Source organism: Qipengyuania gaetbuli (genome assembly GCF_020171365.1).
Lineage (GTDB): Bacteria > Pseudomonadota > Alphaproteobacteria > Sphingomonadales > Sphingomonadaceae > Qipengyuania > Qipengyuania gaetbuli_B.
This window is the reverse complement of sequence record NZ_JAIUZO010000002.1, coordinates 2,538,959-2,555,507: the sequence shown is the minus strand read 5'-3', so window position 1 is coordinate 2,555,507 and position 16,549 is coordinate 2,538,959. Positions and strand designations below refer to the sequence as shown.

The window sequence follows — 16,549 nt, the reverse complement described above, 5'->3', positions numbered from 1 at the left end:
GCGGCATGAACAAGCTCGACGAAATCTGCGCGACCAAGCGCGAGGAAGTAGCCCAGCGGAAGCGGGTGCATTCGCTCGATGCGCTGGATGCGATGGCAGCGGAGCAGAGCGCACCGCGAGGCTTTCACGCCGCTTTGCGCAAGGCGGAAGAGAGGGGTTTCGGGCTGATTGCCGAAATCAAGAAGGCCTCTCCGTCGAAGGGACTGATCAGGGCCGATTTCGACCCTGCGGCCCATGCCCGCTCCTACCAGGCTGGCGGAGCGAGCTGCCTTTCGGTCCTGACCGATGCCCCGTATTTCCAGGGCCACGAGGATTTCCTCGTGGCTGCACGTGCCGCTTGCGAGCTTCCCGTGCTGCGCAAGGACTTCATGGTCGATCCATGGCAGGTGGCCGAAGCCCGCGCGATCGGCGCAGACGCCATCCTCATCATCGTCGCCGCCCTTGATGACAGCACGATGCAAGAAATCGAAGAGGCGGCGCTGGAGCGCGGCATGGACGTACTGGTTGAGGTACACGACGAAGAGGAACTGGAACGCTCCAAAGCGCTCAAGTCACCGCTCGTCGGGATAAACAACCGTAACCTCAAGACCTTCGAAACCGATCTCGCCACGACCGAGCGACTTGCGCCGCTGGCGAAGGATGGTTCGCTGATCGTCGGGGAAAGCGGCATCTTCTCGCATGACGACTGCCTCCGCCTGTCCCGTTCGGGAGTGCGCAGCTTCCTCGTGGGCGAAAGCCTGATGCGGCAAGCGGATGTCGAGACGGCGACGAAGGCGCTGCTGGTCGGAACCGGCGCAGAGGCAGCGTGACGCGACTGACGCATCTCGACGAGAAGGGTGCCGCCCGCATGGTCGACGTCTCCGCGAAGCCGACGACGCGCCGCACGGCCACTGCAGAGGGCCGGATTATAATGAAACCGGAGGCGCTCGCCGCCATTGCGGAGGGAAGCCTCGGCAAAGGGGATGCGCTCGCGACCGCAAGGATCGCAGGCATCATGGCGGCCAAGCGCATCGGCGAACTCATCCCGCTCTGTCACCCGCTCGGGCTGGATACGGTCACGGTCGATTTCCATCTCGCCGATGACCATATCGCGGTGACTGCGAAGGCGGGCCTGGCCGGCAAGACCGGCGTGGAAATGGAGGCTTTGACTGCCGCCAGCGTTGCCCTGCTGACGCTCTACGACATGGCAAAGGCAGTCGACCGATCGATGGTCATCTCCGATGTGCGCCTGGTCGAAAAGACCGGGGGCAAGTCCGGCGACTGGAAAGCCGAGGACTGAAACGGGAACGCCTGTTCCTCCATTTCGGCGCGAAAAACCGCAGACTTGCTTGACTCGCGAAAATTGGTTGCCTAATTGTTCCACATTCGTTCGCATGATGTGAACAGGAACGAGGGAGTGACCGATGCTGACCGCAAAGCAGCATGAATTGATCCGCTTCATCCAGCAGCGTCTCGGGGAAACGGGCATTTCGCCTTCTTTCGAAGAGATGAAGGAAGCGCTCGATTTGAAGAGCAAGTCTGGCGTCCACCGCCTGATCTCCGCGCTCGAGGAACGTGGCTTCATCCGCCGTTTGCCGAACCGTGCCAGGGCGCTCGAAGTGATCAAGCTCCCGGAAGATGCGGTCACTGCACCCGCCGCCGCGAAGGCATCGGTCGCTGCTGCGAACGATGCGGTGGTTTCCGCGCACAAGGCAGCACCGGTCGCGCCCGATCCGGCTAACGACGTCCTCCAGATCCCGCTTCATGGCCGTATTGCCGCTGGCGCTCCGATCGAGGCAATCGAAGGCCAGTCGAGCATGCCAGTACCCGCCGCCCTCCTCGGCCCGGGCGATCACTACGCTCTCGAAGTGTCGGGTGACTCGATGATCGAGGCCGGTATCTTCGACGGGGACTTCGCCCTGGTCCGCCGCACGGAAACGGCACGCGACGGGGAAATCGTCGTCGCTCTCGTCGATAACGAGGAAGCCACGCTCAAGTACCTGCGACGCGAAGGCGCAATGGTCCGGCTCGATCCGGCCAACGGCGCTTACGAACCTCAGGTCTACGAAGCCAACCGCGTTCAGGTTCAGGGAAAACTCGCAGGACTGCTGCGTCGTTACCACTGACAAGTAAGGATCAAGGTAATCAGGGCGCCGGCGAAAGCTGGCGCCCTTCTTGTTTGGGGCTCCCGCTCCCGAAACGCTGCCACCCATGCTCGCCTTTTCCATCGGCAACGCCGGCTACGCGCTTGTCGTCAAGGTAGATCGCCGTACCCCCGTTCTCGTTCAGGTAACGACCGTCGAGCTTGAGCCATCGGGGCTGGCAACTGCGGGGCAGCCACCGGTCGGCAATCACGATATCGCTCAGCTCGCATGCTGCGGCTAGTTGGCGCTCATCGATGCGCTGGAGGTTGAGCGCCACCAGCAGGACCCACTCACGCTCACTACGGTTGACGACGAGGCTGCAGAAATCAGCGCTGCACCTCGAGTCCGGGTAGGTTCGAACCGGAACCGGAGGGTGCTCGCTGCCGGACAGCTCGATCAGGTTCGTTTGCGAATAGGATAGCGGCGAGCTGCGCAGTACGTGAAGTTGACCATCTTGATCTACGATGCCGAAATCCGCACCATCGCGGGTCACGAGGATGTCGGCTGCAGGCGTTACCGCAAGCGCAAACGCGCCCACGGCGGCAGGTAACAACCCCCACAGCCGCACCCTTCCCCGCCACAGCGCCAGCCACAGCGCACCGCCGACGAAGAGTGCAATCGTCCCCATTCCCATCTGCGGAACCAGCTTCACCGCTCCGGGCTGGGCAGCGGTGAAATGGGCGATCCACAACAAGAGATCGAGCGACTTGCCCGCTAGCCACCATACCGGACCGCCCAGACCCGCCAGATCGAGAAGCAGCGCCAGGGCAATGAGCGGCATCGACAGGAAAGTGACCAGTGGGATGCCCACGACATTCGCAAAGGCGCCGTAGAGCCCTGCCCGATGAAAGTGGAACAGGACGATGGGCGTCAGGGCTATCTCGATGACGGCACCGGTGATGAACAGCATTGCCACCCGGCGTGCGTATTTCGCCGCAAGTGCTTCATCCCTCGGGCGGAGAAACTGCTGCACGGGCCCGGAATTGTGCAGGGCAATGATCGCAAGTACCGCAGCAAAGCTCATCTGGAAGCTCGGGCCGATTACAGCTTCGGGCCAGAACAGCAGGACGCAGAACGCTGCAACCGCGACCATTCGCATCGACAAGGGCTCCCTCCCCAATGCCAGTGCCCCGAGAACCAGCATTGCGCCGATACAACTCCTGACGGTCGGCACCTCGGCTCCTGTAAGCAGCGTATAGGCTATGCCTGCCCCCGCCCCGACTGCGGCAGCGCACAGCGGCAGGCGCACACGCAAGGCGAGCCACGGCCACAGGGCAAGGATCTTGAGCGCAAGGAAATACGCCGCTGCAATCACAGCACTGACATGCAGGCCGCTGATGGACAGGAGGTGGGTCAGCCCTGCATCGCGCATTGCCTCTTCGTCCTCCAGCAGGATGCCGCCCCTGTCCCCGCTTGCGAAGGCGGCTGCGATGGACCCTGCCGAGCCGTCCACGCGGCTGCGGACATGCGCCGACAAACGCCTTTGCGCACTTGCAAGCGATCCCCCCTCCCTACTCGGGGCCTCCGCTACGACCTCGATGCCTCCAGCAAGCGATCCTGTCGCAGCGTAGCCCTTGAACCACGCGGCCCGGGCGAAGTCATAGGCGCCGGGCAGGATGGGTGGTGATGGCGGCATCAGGCGAGCGCCGAGCCGTATCTTCGCGCCTTCCTTCAGAACCGCATCGTCCGAGGCGGAGGGGACGTTTATCCTGACCTTGATGGCTCGACCCGTATCCGGCTCTCGGGTTGCGAGCACCAGCCTCACGCGGCCTTGTGCCGGCTGTTCTTCCCGCTCGAGGATCGTTCCGTCCAGCTTGGCAAAGACAGGTGCTGCAATCGGCTCGGTGCCGACCACTTCCGACCTGGCCCAGATAACGCTCATGCCCAGGGCGAATGCGAGGGCAGTGGCAAGCAGAGCGATCGAGATTGCCGGACGGCCGGTCATTCTCAGGCAGGCCCATCCCAATCCTGCCAAAGCACCAGCAGAGCCAAGGGCGACAAACCAGAGCGACATCGCGGGAAGCGCGAACCACGCGCCGATTCCGGCCGCAAATGCCACCGTCAACCACGGCATCCGGTCCTGTTTGGGACTGGCCAGAAACCGCTCCGCCCCATCGGCCGTTCTGGACAAGAGAGTGCGTATGCGCCAAGGGCGCTGCACTGCAACATCGGCGCCACTCCCGGGTTCGCCGAACGGCACCAAAGGCGTCCCCTGCATCGCCATGCAAGTGTTTGAAAGGAAAGAAGAGCTAATGGCAAGCGAAACCGAAACGACCGCCGGCACCCAGCAGGTGGTGACCCGTTTCGCCCCCTCGCCCACCGGCTTTCTTCATATCGGCGGTGCCCGTACCGCTCTTTTCAACTGGCTCTACGCACGCCACCACGGCGGCAAGGTCCTGCTGCGGATCGAAGACACCGACCGCAAGCGAAGCACGCAGGAAGCCATCGACAAGATCCTGGAAGGCCTCGACTGGCTCGGTCTCGATTTCGACGAGCCGCCGCTGTTCCAGTCCGACCGCGCGACGCGCCACGCGGAAGTCGCCATGCAACTGCTTGAAGCGGGCCACGCCTACAAGTGCTACGCCACGCCCGAGGAACTGGAAGAGATGCGCGCCCAGCAGCGCGCCAACAAGCAACCCATGCGCTACGACCGTCGCTGGCGCGACCGCGACGCGTCCGAAGCGCCCGCCGGCGCGCCTTTCGTGATCCGCCTCAAGGTCCCCACCGAGGGCGAAACCACGATCCACGACGCCGTGCAGGGCAAAGTCACGGTCCAGAATGCCGAGATCGATGACTACATCCTGCTGCGCGCAGACGGCACTCCGACCTATATGCTCGCGGTCGTCGTCGACGATCACGACATGGGCGTGACGCATATCATCCGCGGCGATGACCACCTGAACAACGCGTTCCGCCAGCTGCCGATCATCCGCGCGATGAACGCCATCGAGGGCGGCTGGCCGGATCCCGTCTACGCGCACGTTCCGCTGATCCACGGTTCGGACGGGGCGAAAATGTCCAAGCGCCACGGTGCCATCGGCGTCGAGGCCTATCGCGACGAGGAAGGCGTCCTGCCCGAAGCGCTGTTCAACTACCTCCTGCGCCTTGGCTGGGGCCACGGCGACCGCGAGGAAATCACCCGCGACGAGGCGGTCGAGCTGTTCGACCTCGACGGCGTGGGCAAGAGCGCGTCCCGCTTCGACATCAAGAAACTGCTCAATCTCAATGCGCATTACATCCGCGAAGCCGATGATGCGCGGCTGGCGGCGCTGGTCGCCGAGGCCATAGGAAATAAGGCTGATGTCGCCCTGCTGACACAGGCGATGCCGGTCCTGAAACCGCGTGCGAAGACCACGCATGAACTCGTTGAAGGTGCAGCGTTTCTCTTCGCCAAGATGCCGCTCGAAATGACCGAAAAGGCGGCAGCTCTGCTCGACGATGAATCTCGCGAGCGACTTGGCGGCCTTGCAGAGCGCCTAAAGGCGGAAAATAACTGGACAATCGAGGCTCTCGAAGCCACTACGAAATCGTATTCCGAGGAGCTCGAACTGGGTCTCGGCAAGCTCGCGCAGCCCATGCGTGCGGCACTTACGGGGACAACCACGTCACCCGGAATTTTCGATGTTCTGGTCCTGTTGGGCAAGGAGGAGTCTCTCGCGCGGATCGACGCGCAGGCCTCCCCGGCAGGTGCCAGGTAAAAGACTGACTGAGGAGACACGCGTGGCCGACAAACAGGCAACACTCGATCTGGGCGGACAGAGCCAGACCTTCCCCGTGCTTGAGGGAAGCGTCGGGCCGGACGTCATCGACATCCGCAAGCTTTACGGAACGACCGGCAAGTTCACTTACGATCCGGGTTACAAGTCGACGGCAAGCTGCGAAAGCGCCCTCACCTATATCGACGGCGAAGAAGGTGTTCTCCTTCACCGCGGCTATCCGATCGGCCAGCTGGCCGAACATTCCAGCTTCATGGAAGTGGCCTACCTGCTCCTGAACGGCGAACTGCCGAACCAGGATGAACTGGCGGATTTCGACTACACGATCACGCGCCACACTATGGTCCATGACCAGTTGCGTCAATTCTACCAGGGTTTCCGCCGCGATGCGCACCCCATGGCTATCATGTGCGGCGTGGTCGGCGCCCTGTCGGCATTCTATCACGACAGCACCGACATTTCCGATCCCGAGCACCGCAAGATCAGCTCGCACCGCCTGATTGCAAAGATGCCGACCATTGCGGCGATGGCTTACAAGTACTCGATCGGCCAGCCCTTCCTGCAGCCGAAGAACTCGCTGAGCTACACCGGCAATTTCCTGCGCATGACCTTCGGCGTTCCGGCCGAGGAATATGAAATCCACCCGGCTGTCGAACGCGCCATGGACCGGATCTTCATCCTCCATGCCGACCATGAACAGAACGCCTCGACCTCGACCGTGCGCCTCGCCGGTTCGTCGGGCGCCAATCCGTTCGCCTGCATCGCGGCCGGCATCGCCTGCCTCTGGGGCCCCGCGCATGGCGGCGCGAACGAAGCAGCGCTCAACATGCTGCAGGAAATCGGCACGCCCGATCGCATCAAGCACTATATCGAGCGTGCGAAGGACAAGAACGATCCGTTCCGCCTGATGGGCTTCGGGCACCGCGTCTACAAGAACTACGACCCGCGCGCGACGGTCATGCAGAAGACCGTGCGCGAAGTGTTCGAGGCGTTGAACGTCAAGGATCCGGTGTTCGAGACCGCCCTTCAGCTGGAAGAAATCGCTCTCAACGACGATTACTTCCGCGAAAAGAAGCTCTTCCCCAACGTGGACTTCTACTCGGGCATCATCCTCTCGGCGATCGGCTTCCCGACCACAATGTTCACCGCGCTCTTCGCACTTGCCCGCACCGTGGGCTGGGTGGCGCAGTGGAACGAGATGATCTCCGATCCCGGCCAGGTCATCGGCCGCCCGCGCCAGCTCTACACTGGTCCGACGGAGCGCGATTACATCCCGATGGACAAGCGCTGAGCGCTGCCATCACGAAATGCGATCAGGGGCGCTTCGGCGCCCCTTTTCATTTTACTTGAAGTCGGGGCCGTCCGCCGGCCGGTCCTCGCGCGGCGCGCTGCGCATCTCATCCGCAGCCGGAACCGAAAGCGTGAATCGCGCACCAAGACCCGGCGCACTCTCCACGGTGAGGTCGCCGTCCATCGCACGGGCAATCCGCCGCGAAATATAAAGTCCAAGGCCCGAGCCGCCGTCGCCGCTGCGCCCGAGGCGCTCGAATTTCTCGAAAATGCGAACCTGCTGGTCCTCGTCGAGGCCGTGGCCCTGATCGGCCACAGTAATCATCGCGCGTGATCCGATGCGGTCCAGCCTGATCCAGACCTGGCTGTCTTCCGGCGAGTAGCGGATGGCGTTTCCGACGAGGTTGAGCAAAATCTGCAGGACCCTGCGAAACTCTGCAATCGCCAACTGGCTCTCGCCCTCGGCCGGCGGAACGAGGGTAATTCCGCGTTCCCGGGCCCTGACCCCGAGAATGCCGCAAGCTCGGCGGGCGACATCTGCGAGTTCGATCCGGTCGGGCTCGGTAACGAAATCATCCGATTCGACGACCTCGAGATCGGACAAATCGTCGACCAGCGCGAGAAGATGCTGTCCGGCACTGGCAATGTCGGCGGCGTACTGGCTGTATTCGTCTGCGATCGGTCCGGCGAGCTTGGTGCGGATCGTCTCTGCGTTGGCGATGATGCGATTGATCGGCTGGCGCAGGACCGGCGTAAGGTCGCGGCCGAGTGACGGCGTGTCGGGTGCCGCTTCGGCAGGGAGGTCGGCCAGCGGCGTTTCTGCACTCAAATGCAAAACGAATCCTGCGCTGCCGGGCGTAGGCTGGCCGAGCGGCTCCAGGTGTGCCGTCCACAACCGCTTCGATCCCGGCACGCGGCAATGCGCACCGTCGAGCAGACGCCAGTGCATCGGCTGTTCGTGCGAACTGCCCTCGATCTCGACGAGATCGGTCCACGGCTTACCAAGCGCACCGGCAACCTTGGCCTGCAAACCTGCGAGATCGGGTGCCTCGGTCTCAAGGGAAAGCAAGCGCTGGGCCGGATCGAGACGTGCGGTGCATTCTGCGAGATGACGGTTGATCTCTACTTTCCGGCGGTCGGAATCGATAGAATTTTCAGGAGGGAGCGGCTCGGCCTGCCAACTCTCGATGACAATCTCGCAACCGTCTTTCCCGCCATCGAGGGGACGAATCTCCGCCCACGCTGTAATACGCGAATCTTCGTCGACAGCCTCGAACTGGCGGGCAAGGCGGAGGCCAAAGCTGCGCGCTTTTCCGACCAGCATCAGCAGTTCGGGTATGGCGAGCGTGGTCCCCTTCCCACCGCCGCAAGCCTTCTGCAGCGCGTAGAGCGGCCCATCGGCTTCGATCAGCCGGTCCTCGGCGTCCGTCAGCCCTTGAGCGATATGTTTTGTCGCGACGGTCACGCGCCCACCTCCGCCTGCACATCGGCGAGCATTCGGCGCGCTTCTCCTTCGCTGACAAGGTCGAGATCGGCAATCGGCGCCGCCTGCGGATGCAGCTTCAACAGCACCTCGTCGACTTTGCTCGCCGGTAGTCCCGCGGCACGCAGCCCTAGGGCTAGCCTCGGAACCTGCCGGTAATTGCTCGAAAGCACCGCCTCTGCCCTCGTTTGACCGGACCTTGCGGCAAGCGCCGTGAAGAACAGTCCGGCCCCTGCCCGGTCAGGGACCAGCGCGTCGAGCGCCTGGCCACCGATGCTGGCAATTAGACGGGCGAACAGGGCCAGGCGACTGGCGCTTTCGTCGAAATTCGCGCGCATCTTCCCTTCAGCCCGGGTCAGAGCATCGGAAACGCGCTCGCCATTATAGCTCCGCCAAGACAGCAGCACCTCGTGGAACAGGTCACCCGGCAGTTCTGCAAGCGGGAGTTCCATCCGCCGCTGGGCCTGCGCGAAGCGCGCCTGTGCAGCAAGTGCGGACATGGCCGTGCTAGCCACTCCAGGATCTTCATCGGCGATGAGTTCCTGGAGCACGGGAGACAGTACCGGGTCCAGGCCGCCTGTCGCCTCCAAGCGTTCGGTGAGCTGCCATTCCACCGCGAGTGCGTGACAATGGGTCAGCACCGCCCCGCATCGCTGGAAATGCGCAGCCAGCGCTTCGCCGTGACGCTCTGCGAATGCCTCGCGTCCCGACTGACCGGTCGCCTCCGCTTGCACGCGGAGAACCTGCCAGGCGATGTCGTTCAGCATTCCGCGGAGGCGCGCGACGATCTCGTCGCTGAACAGCGAATGGTCCGGCGAAGACAAGAGATGGCCCAGTATCGGCTCGATGCGGTCGAGCGCCTGCTGACCGCTCGCGAGAGCGGCGCGCAATTCCGCCTGCGTTTCAGCGTTCTTTCCGGGCCTGTCTTGCGCCATAGTCATATTCCCGCGCGTAGCAGCCGTGTGGTTAATTCGAAGTTAGGGCTGACGGAAGGCCGTGAGAAAACGGGAAACCAGCACCAGCAAGGCCAGGAACGCCCCAACTTCTGCCGCTTGGCCAAAAAATGCCGCTCCGCAAAGGATACCGCCGAGCAGTATCCGGTCGGCGTAGGTCCTGCGCCAAGTCTCGCTTCCATGCCATTCGCCAAGGCGCAGCAACCCGACGAGCATTGCCGGGACGAACAACCGCACCCACTCCGATTCCTGCGACGACGCAACATACATCAAGAAAATGATAAGTGGATCATGAAGATACTGGAGGTATTTCACAAAGGATCCACGATTGGCCCGGGTATCGCCCTTGCTGGCCACGCGTTCGATCACGAGAGCGACCCTCGAAAAGAATGCGGACGTCGCCAGAAACCCGAAGCCAAGGACCGGAAGGTCAAGCCAAGCTGAAAATGCCGCAGCCAACGCAAACACGGCCGCCACCACCGCCGGAGCAGTTTCGCTTTTCTTGCCGACGATGTCGCGCGCCAGGCGTGTTCCGGCGCGTTCCGCGACAGCGATACCGGGAGCGGTGAACGGAATTTTCTCCCGCTGGGCCTCGATCCATCTCGTTTCACGGGCCTTGAGTTCTTCGGGATTGGCATCAATCGTCCAGTCCCCATCGTCCAGAACCCGCCTTTCTGCAGGAACGAGCTGCGCACCCGTTTGCAATGCCAAGCGCATGAGCGAGGACGGTACATCGATGTCGGATGGCAATTCGGTCAGTCGCTCGACGAGATTGCCGCGGGTCAGGACTACCCCGGTCCATGCAAACTCGGGATCGATCCGCTCGAAGCCCAACGGCACAGCGACGTCGGCGGGAAAAGCGATCACTCCCGGCTTTGCCAGCAATTTCTCCACCAAGTTGGGGTCAGGCAGGACGCCCGAGGCGATGACGAGCAATTCGTCATTCGCGGTGACCAGTCCCGAGAGCTTGCCGGGTTCCCGTATCGCGATGAAACGTGCGCCCGCTCTTTCCGCCCTGTGTTGTAGCTCGATGACTTCGCGTCCAATCCCGTCAGCAAGACAGGCGATCGCCTCGCAACCGAGCGACAATGCGAGGTCCAGCTGCCTTTCGACCACCCGCGCACCTGCAAATGGCAGGAAGGCCGGCCTCGTTCTCCCGGGAGCGGGATCCCGATCGAGTATGGACAGCAGGGCAATACGCACGGGGGCAGACAACTCCGAAAAGTCAGGCACCCCACCTTAGGCAGCATGGTGCCCGCTGCAAAGGAGCCGCTTCCGGTCCGGTGCCCTATTCCCCGAATTCTTCGGAAAAGGCCTCGATATCGCGCACGACGGTGGGTTCGCCCGGCGCTGCCTCGAGCGCATTTTCAGCGAGCTCGATCAGTTCATCGGCGCTGAAACTGGCCGCAAGTCCACGGAGCCGCTCCGCCGCCTGGTACCAGTTAGCGTCACACCGCGCCCTCTTGAGCAGGTCGAGCCGCTGTTCGAGACTGTCCTTGAACGCCGCGCGCAACTCCGCCGCGAGCTGGGGATCCTCCCCCGCTGCGCTCGCTAAGGCACTGTCGAAACTGGCAGAATGATAGGCCATGATCCGGCCTAATAGCGGCCCGAGGGTTAAATAGGCTTTAAGGATGGCCCAAACGTGGTAGCTTCCTCGCATGAGGAAGCGATCGCACATCACCGTCGTCGAAGGCGAAACCATCCAGCACGCAGAGCCCGAAACGCTCGAATTGCAGGACGAAGTGGTCGAGTTCGAGGAATGGGAAGAGGACGAACCCGTAGCGATGTCTCGCCGGGGCTGGATCGTGCCGACCATCGCGGGTCTTGCGACGGCGGCTTGGACGGCTTTCTTCGGTTACGCCAACCGCGCGGAAATCCTTGCCGGCGGTACAATCCAGCAGTGGAGCGACTGGATTTCCGCGTGGGCGGTCCCAGTTCTCCTGATCGTTTCTCTCTGGATTCTTACGCGCCGCAACTCGACCGTGGAGGCGCGCAGGTTCGGTGAGGTTTCCCGATCGCTGGCCGAAGAATCCGCCCGCCTAGAAGCAAGGCTCGCCGTGGTGAACCGCGAACTCAGCCTTGCCCGCGAATTTCTCGGCAGCCAGTCGCGCGAACTCGAATTCCTCGGCCGCTCGGCGAGCGAGCGTCTTTCCGAGCATGCGGACAAGCTGCAGGGCCTCGTTCTCGATAACGGGCACCAAGTCGACCAGATCGCCACCGTCAGCGCCACCGCGCTCGAGAACATGACGCGCCTGCGCGACAATCTGCCCGTCATTGCCAATTCCGCGAAGGACGTGTCCAACCAGATCGGCGGCGCTGGCCGAAGTGCGCAGGAACAGCTCGACAAGCTGGTTTCCGGCTTCGAGCGGCTCAACGAATTCGGCGCTGCGAGCGAACGGCAGGTGAAATCGCTCCAGACCCGCGTCGACGAGGCCCTCGAAGCCTTTACCGCCCAGGCATCCGACCTCGAACGCATCGGCGATGAACGCTTCGCAGCCCTGCGCGAAACCAGCGAGGAAGCACGCGCAGAACTCGACGCGCGCGAAATCGAGGCGCTGGCGGCAATCCGTGCGCGCTCGGAAGCGCTGCGCAGCGAACTGGCAGAAGCACAGCAAACGGCCAGTGCCGAAGAGGAACTCGCTCTCGCCGCGATGCGCGACCGATTCACAGGGCTGCGTGTCGAAGCAGCCCAGCTTGCGGGCTCCATTCGCAAGGGTGAGGAGCACGCTCTCGAGGCATGGACCGGACAGGTGGAAGGCCTCAGGAAGCGCCTCACCGATGCGATCTCGGAAATCGAGCGCATGGATGCGGCCGTCATCCAAGCCGCAACAGAACGCGTGCAAGTCCTCTACGAGCGGGCCGAAACCATCAATGCCAAGATCGATGCGCATGGTACCTCGCTCGACAATGCTACTAGCGAACGTCTTGCTGCGCTGCGCGGTGCACAGGATGACATTGCGCGCGACCTCGAGCTGAAGCTGGCGGCTATCGACGAGGCCGTGGAAGCGCGTCGAGTAGCCCACCGCTCGCAGCTGGAAAGGCTGACCGAAGAAAGCGAAGCGCTGGCAGAAAAGGTCGCCGCGCTCGGCTCCACCTTCGACACCGTGCGCGAGCAGGGTCGCGAGGCCGGAGAAGATCTCGACCAAGCCGTGACCAGACTGGCAGACAAGCTGTCCGGCAGCCGTGAAGCGCTCGACGGAACCGATACCGCAGTCGCCCGCCTCACCGACGCCAGCGTCCGCCTGCTCGAACTGATCCAGGCCAGCGCGCGCCACAGCCGCGAAGACCTGCCCGTGGCGATGAAGGCGTCCGAAGACCGGCTCGAACATATCGAGCAGCGCACTGCAGACATCCGCTCGCTGCTTGACCAGGCCCGCGAGTCCGGTGACCAGCTCACGCAAGGCATGGAAGAGATCGAACGCAGGACGCGCGAAGCCATCGACAGCTTCGAGAATTTCCAGTCGGGCTTCGGCGAAACTGCCGCAGCGCAGGTAGACAGCGTCGAGCGCCTGCGTGCCGGGATCGCAGCTTTGCGTGACGAAAGCGCTCAGCTCGCCGAGCGCGTGCAAGGTGAACTGAGCGCCTCGATCACCGAACTCGAGGACAGGGCCCGTACTGCTCTCGAAGCCGTAGAAACCGAAGACGCCGAGCGGATTGCCCGCCTAGCCAAGTCCATCGGCGAACGTAGCAGCGAAGCGATAGACAAGGCGCTGGCGGAGCATACGGACGAGGCTCTCGCCCGTCTCGACGAGGCTCGCCAGCGATCGACCGAAGCCGCGCGTTCATCCGCCAAGGAACTGCGGGACCAGCTGGCGCGCCTCAACGAGCTCACCGTCAATCTCGAGGCACGTATCGCTCATGCGCAGGACAAGATCACCGACAGCGTCGACGGCGATTTTGCACGCCGTGTGGCTCTTATTACCGAAAGCCTCAACTCCAATTCCATCGATATCGCCAAGGCTCTTTCGACGGACGTCACCGACACCGCCTGGGCAAGCTATCTGCGCGGCGATCGCGGCATCTTCACGCGCCGCGCGGTCAAGCTGATCGACAATGGCCAGGCCCGCGAGATTGCCGAGCTTTACGACGAGGATGCCGATTTCCGCGAGCACGTGAACCGCTACATCCACGACTTCGAAGCGATGCTGAGGAACCTACTGTCCACTCGCGACGGCAATGCGCTGAGCGTGACCCTGCTGTCGAGCGACATGGGCAAGCTCTACGTGGTGATGGCCCAGGCACTGGAGCGCCTTCGCCAGTAGGCTTTACTGGACGGTCGGCCCCCACAAGATCAAGTCTTCGGCCTCGATCCAGCCATAGGCGTAATTCAGGACGTAAAGCGTGGTCAGCAGCGCGGACAGGATCGTTGCGCGCATGGCAATTCGTCCAGGGCGGAAATTGACCGGGGCGCTTTCTGCCTGACCCGGTATCGTCTCAGCACCGGTTTCGTCGGCGGTGCGAACCCCAAAGGGAAGCAGGACAAAGGCGCTGACCACCCAAAACAGGACATAGATCGCGACGATCGAAGTCCACTGCATCGGCAATTCCATTGTCGTCACTCACCCTCTTCCGGAAGAAGCACGCGCACCTGCGGCCGCTTGCCGGACCAGCGCTGCGCTGCGCGCCGTGCGGCAAGGCGCGCAGCCTCGTGCACAGCTTCGCGATCGGAACGGTCCCTGCCCTTCAGCTTGGCAAGGGCACTGCGCACGTCTTCCTTCGCCTCGTCAACGAAATCGCCGTAATCCTCGTCAAGCGGAAGCCCGACACTATCGATCTGGACCGACAGGTTACGGTCCAGCGCCACGATCATCACGCCCTCGTGCATGATGCGGCGACGCATGACCATCGCCTCGCCATCCGCAGGTGCAATGATGTCGCCATCGAGCACAAGCCGCCCCGACCTGACTTGGGCGATGACCCCGGGGGCGCCGGGCGCAAGACGTACAATGTCGCCGTTCTGCTGGAAGACCGCTGCAGGTATGCCGTTTGCACGGCCAAGCCTTGCCTGTTCCTGCATGTGCCGCATCTCGCCGTGGACCGGCACCAGCACTTCGGGCCGAAGCCAACCATAAAGCGCCTCGAGCTCCGGACGGCCCGGATGGCCGGACACGTGGATCATGCTCTGGCGGTCGGTGACCATCGTCACGCCCTTCAACGCAAGCCGGTTCTGGACGACGCCGATAGACAACTCGTTGCCGGGGATCTGGCGGCTGGAGAACAGCACCACGTCTCCGGAGACCAGCTGCAGCGGATGATTGTCTTCGGAAATCCGGGACAGTGCCGCCCGCGGCTCGCCCTGCCCGCCCGTTGCGAGGATCAGCAGTTCCCCACGCGGCAAGCTCATCGCAGTGTCGAAATCGACAGGCTCGGGGAAATCGGTGAGATAGCCGTTTTCCTGTGCCACCTCGATGATCCGGTCGAGCGAACGGCCTGCGACGCACAGCTGGCGTCCAGTTTCGCGCGCTACCTCGCCCAGCGTCTGGAGACGGGCGACATTGCTGGCAAAGGTCGTGACCAGCACCCGCTTACCCGGGTGACGCTGAACCTCTTCGAGAAGGCCCTTGTAGACTGCACCTTCAGAACCGCTCGGCGCGGGATTGAAGACGTTGGTGCTGTCGCAGACGAGCGCGAGGATACCCTCGTCGCCCATCTGGGTCAGTTCCTCGTCCGTAGCGGGCTCCCCGATGATGGGGTCTTCGTCGAGCTTCCAGTCGCCGGTGTGGAAAATGCGGCCATGCGGGGTATCGATCAGCAAGGCATTGCCTTCCGCGATCGAGTGGGCGAGCGGGATATAGGTCACCTCGAACGGGCCGACCTCGAAACTGCCGTGATCGTCGGGAATGGTGTGGAGTTCCACTTCGCCCAGCACGCCCGCCTCTTCCAGCTTCCGACGGACCAGTTCCATCGTGAACGGCGTCGCATAGATGGGCACACCGAGGTCGGCCGCGAAGTACGGGACCGCGCCGATATGGTCTTCATGCGCATGGGTCAGCACGATGGCTTCGAGCTGGTCGACGCGTTCCTCGATGAATTCGAGATCCGCGAACACCAGGTCGACGCCGGGATATTCGGCTCCCGAGAACGTCATGCCGAGATCGACCATCAACCACCGGCCCTGGCAGCCGTACAGGTTGACGTTCATGCCAATTTCGCCCGACCCGCCAAGGGCCAGGAACAGCAGTTCGTCTTCGGGAGTGAAATCTTTCTTCAAGCGGAAGCCCTTTCGGCCAAGATGGCCAGACCAGTCAGTGTGAGATCGCTGTCAACAGCATCGAACAGGTCGGTAATTTCGTCGAACAGGAGCGCGAGGCCACCGGTGGCGACAACTTTTGCCGGACGGCCGATCTCGCTTTTCATGCGTGATACAAGACCTTCGATCAGGGCGACGTAGCCCCAGAACACGCCGATCAGCATCTGGTCTTCGGTGTTGCGGCCGATGACGCTGTTATTGTCCGGCTTGCGGATGGCGATGCGCGGAAGCTTGGCAGTATTGCCGACCAGCGCATCGAGCGACAGGTTGATGCCGGGCGCGATGATCCCGCCCTTGTAGGCGCCAGTGAAATCGACGGCGTCGATCGTGGTCGCAGTCCCGAAATCGATGACGATCAGGTCGCCTTCGTATTTCTCGTGCGCGGCAATGGTATTGAGCGCGCGGTCCGCACCCAAACTGCGCGGCTCGTCGACGTCGATGGTGATGCCCCACTGCGCCTCGTCCTGACCTGCGATCAGAGGTTCGATACCGAAGTATTTCTGGGACAGGACCGTGAGGTTGTGGATCGAACGCGGGACAACCGAGCCGATGATGATGCGCGTGATATCTTCGCGCTTGTAGCCTTCGAGCTCGAGCAGGCGCAGGAGCCAAACGGCGTATTCATCGCCGGTGCGCCGAGGATCGGTCGCAATGCGCCAACGCGCCTTGATCGCGCGGCCATCGAACAGGGCGAACACCACATTGGTATTTCCGACATCGGCTGCCAGCAGCAT

General features: G+C 62.8%; 14 protein-coding genes. 6 read left to right on the top strand and 8 right to left on the bottom strand.

Annotation, left to right across the window (positions count from 1 at the left end; translation table 11 throughout):
• The first annotated feature begins 5 nt into the window (after positions 1 to 5).
• The 3 genes from trpC to lexA all read left to right on the top strand — a co-directional run bounded on the left by trpC (position 6) and on the right by lexA (position 2,105).
• Positions 6 to 809, top strand: coding sequence for an indole-3-glycerol phosphate synthase TrpC (trpC, locus tag LCL94_RS13115; RefSeq protein ID WP_224832585.1), 804 nt, complete (start codon positions 6 to 8; stop codon positions 807 to 809).
• A complete protein-coding gene (moaC, locus tag LCL94_RS13110; RefSeq protein ID WP_224832584.1) occupies positions 806 to 1,279 on the top strand; it encodes a cyclic pyranopterin monophosphate synthase MoaC in 474 nt (157 codons plus the stop codon). The genes trpC and moaC overlap by 4 nt, the downstream gene beginning before the upstream one ends.
• 124 nt (positions 1,280 to 1,403) lie before the next feature.
• Positions 1,404 to 2,105: a transcriptional repressor LexA gene (gene lexA, locus LCL94_RS13105; RefSeq protein ID WP_224832583.1), complete on the top strand. Its 702-nt coding sequence runs from the start codon at positions 1,404 to 1,406 to the stop codon at positions 2,103 to 2,105.
• Positions 2,106 to 2,124: 19 nt separating this feature from the next.
• Here lexA and LCL94_RS13100 read toward each other — a convergent pair whose 3' ends face one another.
• A complete protein-coding gene (locus tag LCL94_RS13100) occupies positions 2,125 to 4,347 on the bottom strand; it encodes a ComEC/Rec2 family competence protein (RefSeq protein WP_224832582.1) in 2,223 nt (740 codons plus the stop codon).
• A gap of 28 nt (positions 4,348 to 4,375) precedes the next feature.
• Between LCL94_RS13100 and gltX the strand changes: the two genes are divergently transcribed.
• On the top strand, positions 4,376 to 5,821 hold the full coding sequence (gene gltX / locus LCL94_RS13095; RefSeq protein ID WP_224832581.1) for a glutamate--tRNA ligase: 1,446 nt from the start codon (positions 4,376 to 4,378) through the stop codon (positions 5,819 to 5,821).
• A 22-nt stretch (positions 5,822 to 5,843) separates the two neighbouring features.
• A complete protein-coding gene (locus LCL94_RS13090) occupies positions 5,844 to 7,130 on the top strand; it encodes a citrate synthase (protein WP_224832580.1) in 1,287 nt (428 codons plus the stop codon).
• A 51-nt stretch (positions 7,131 to 7,181) separates the two neighbouring features.
• Here LCL94_RS13090 and LCL94_RS13085 read toward each other — a convergent pair whose 3' ends face one another.
• The 4 genes from LCL94_RS13085 to LCL94_RS13070 all read right to left on the bottom strand — a co-directional run bounded on the left by LCL94_RS13085 (position 7,182) and on the right by LCL94_RS13070 (position 11,153).
• Positions 7,182 to 8,594, bottom strand: a complete 1,413-nt coding sequence (locus tag LCL94_RS13085) for a sensor histidine kinase (RefSeq protein ID WP_224832579.1) — start codon at positions 8,592 to 8,594, stop codon at positions 7,182 to 7,184.
• A complete protein-coding gene (locus tag LCL94_RS13080; protein WP_224832578.1) occupies positions 8,591 to 9,547 on the bottom strand; it encodes a hypothetical protein in 957 nt (318 codons plus the stop codon). Before LCL94_RS13080 ends, LCL94_RS13085 begins: the two co-directional genes overlap by 4 nt.
• Positions 9,548 to 9,589: 42 nt before the next feature.
• Positions 9,590 to 10,768 carry a hypothetical protein gene (locus LCL94_RS13075; RefSeq protein WP_224832577.1) on the bottom strand — a complete coding sequence of 393 codons (1,179 nt, stop codon included), beginning with the start codon at positions 10,766 to 10,768 and terminating at the stop codon, positions 9,590 to 9,592.
• Positions 10,769 to 10,853: 85 nt separating this feature from the next.
• Entirely contained in the window at positions 10,854 to 11,153 is a 300-nt protein-coding gene (locus tag LCL94_RS13070; RefSeq protein WP_224832576.1) for an Hpt domain-containing protein, read from the bottom strand.
• Positions 11,154 to 11,223: 70 nt separating this feature from the next.
• Between LCL94_RS13070 and LCL94_RS13065 the strand changes: the two genes are divergently transcribed.
• On the top strand, positions 11,224 to 13,827 hold the full coding sequence (locus LCL94_RS13065; protein WP_224832575.1) for an ATPase: 2,604 nt from the start codon (positions 11,224 to 11,226) through the stop codon (positions 13,825 to 13,827).
• Between the two features lie 3 nt (positions 13,828 to 13,830).
• Here LCL94_RS13065 and LCL94_RS13060 read toward each other — a convergent pair whose 3' ends face one another.
• The 3 genes from LCL94_RS13060 to LCL94_RS13050 are packed head-to-tail and all read right to left on the bottom strand — an operon-like array spanning position 13,831 to position 16,549.
• The gene (locus tag LCL94_RS13060; protein WP_224832574.1) at positions 13,831 to 14,103 is read right to left on the bottom strand and encodes a DUF1467 family protein; all 273 of its coding nucleotides are present in this window, start codon (positions 14,101 to 14,103) and stop codon (positions 13,831 to 13,833) included.
• Positions 14,104 to 14,120: 17 nt separating this feature from the next.
• Positions 14,121 to 15,776 (bottom strand): ribonuclease J, encoded by a 1,656-nt coding sequence (locus LCL94_RS13055; protein ID WP_224832573.1) that lies wholly within the window; start codon positions 15,774 to 15,776, stop codon positions 14,121 to 14,123.
• On the bottom strand, positions 15,773 to 16,549 hold the full coding sequence (locus LCL94_RS13050) for a type III pantothenate kinase (protein WP_224832572.1): 777 nt from the start codon (positions 16,547 to 16,549) through the stop codon (positions 15,773 to 15,775). The genes LCL94_RS13055 and LCL94_RS13050 overlap by 4 nt, the downstream gene beginning before the upstream one ends.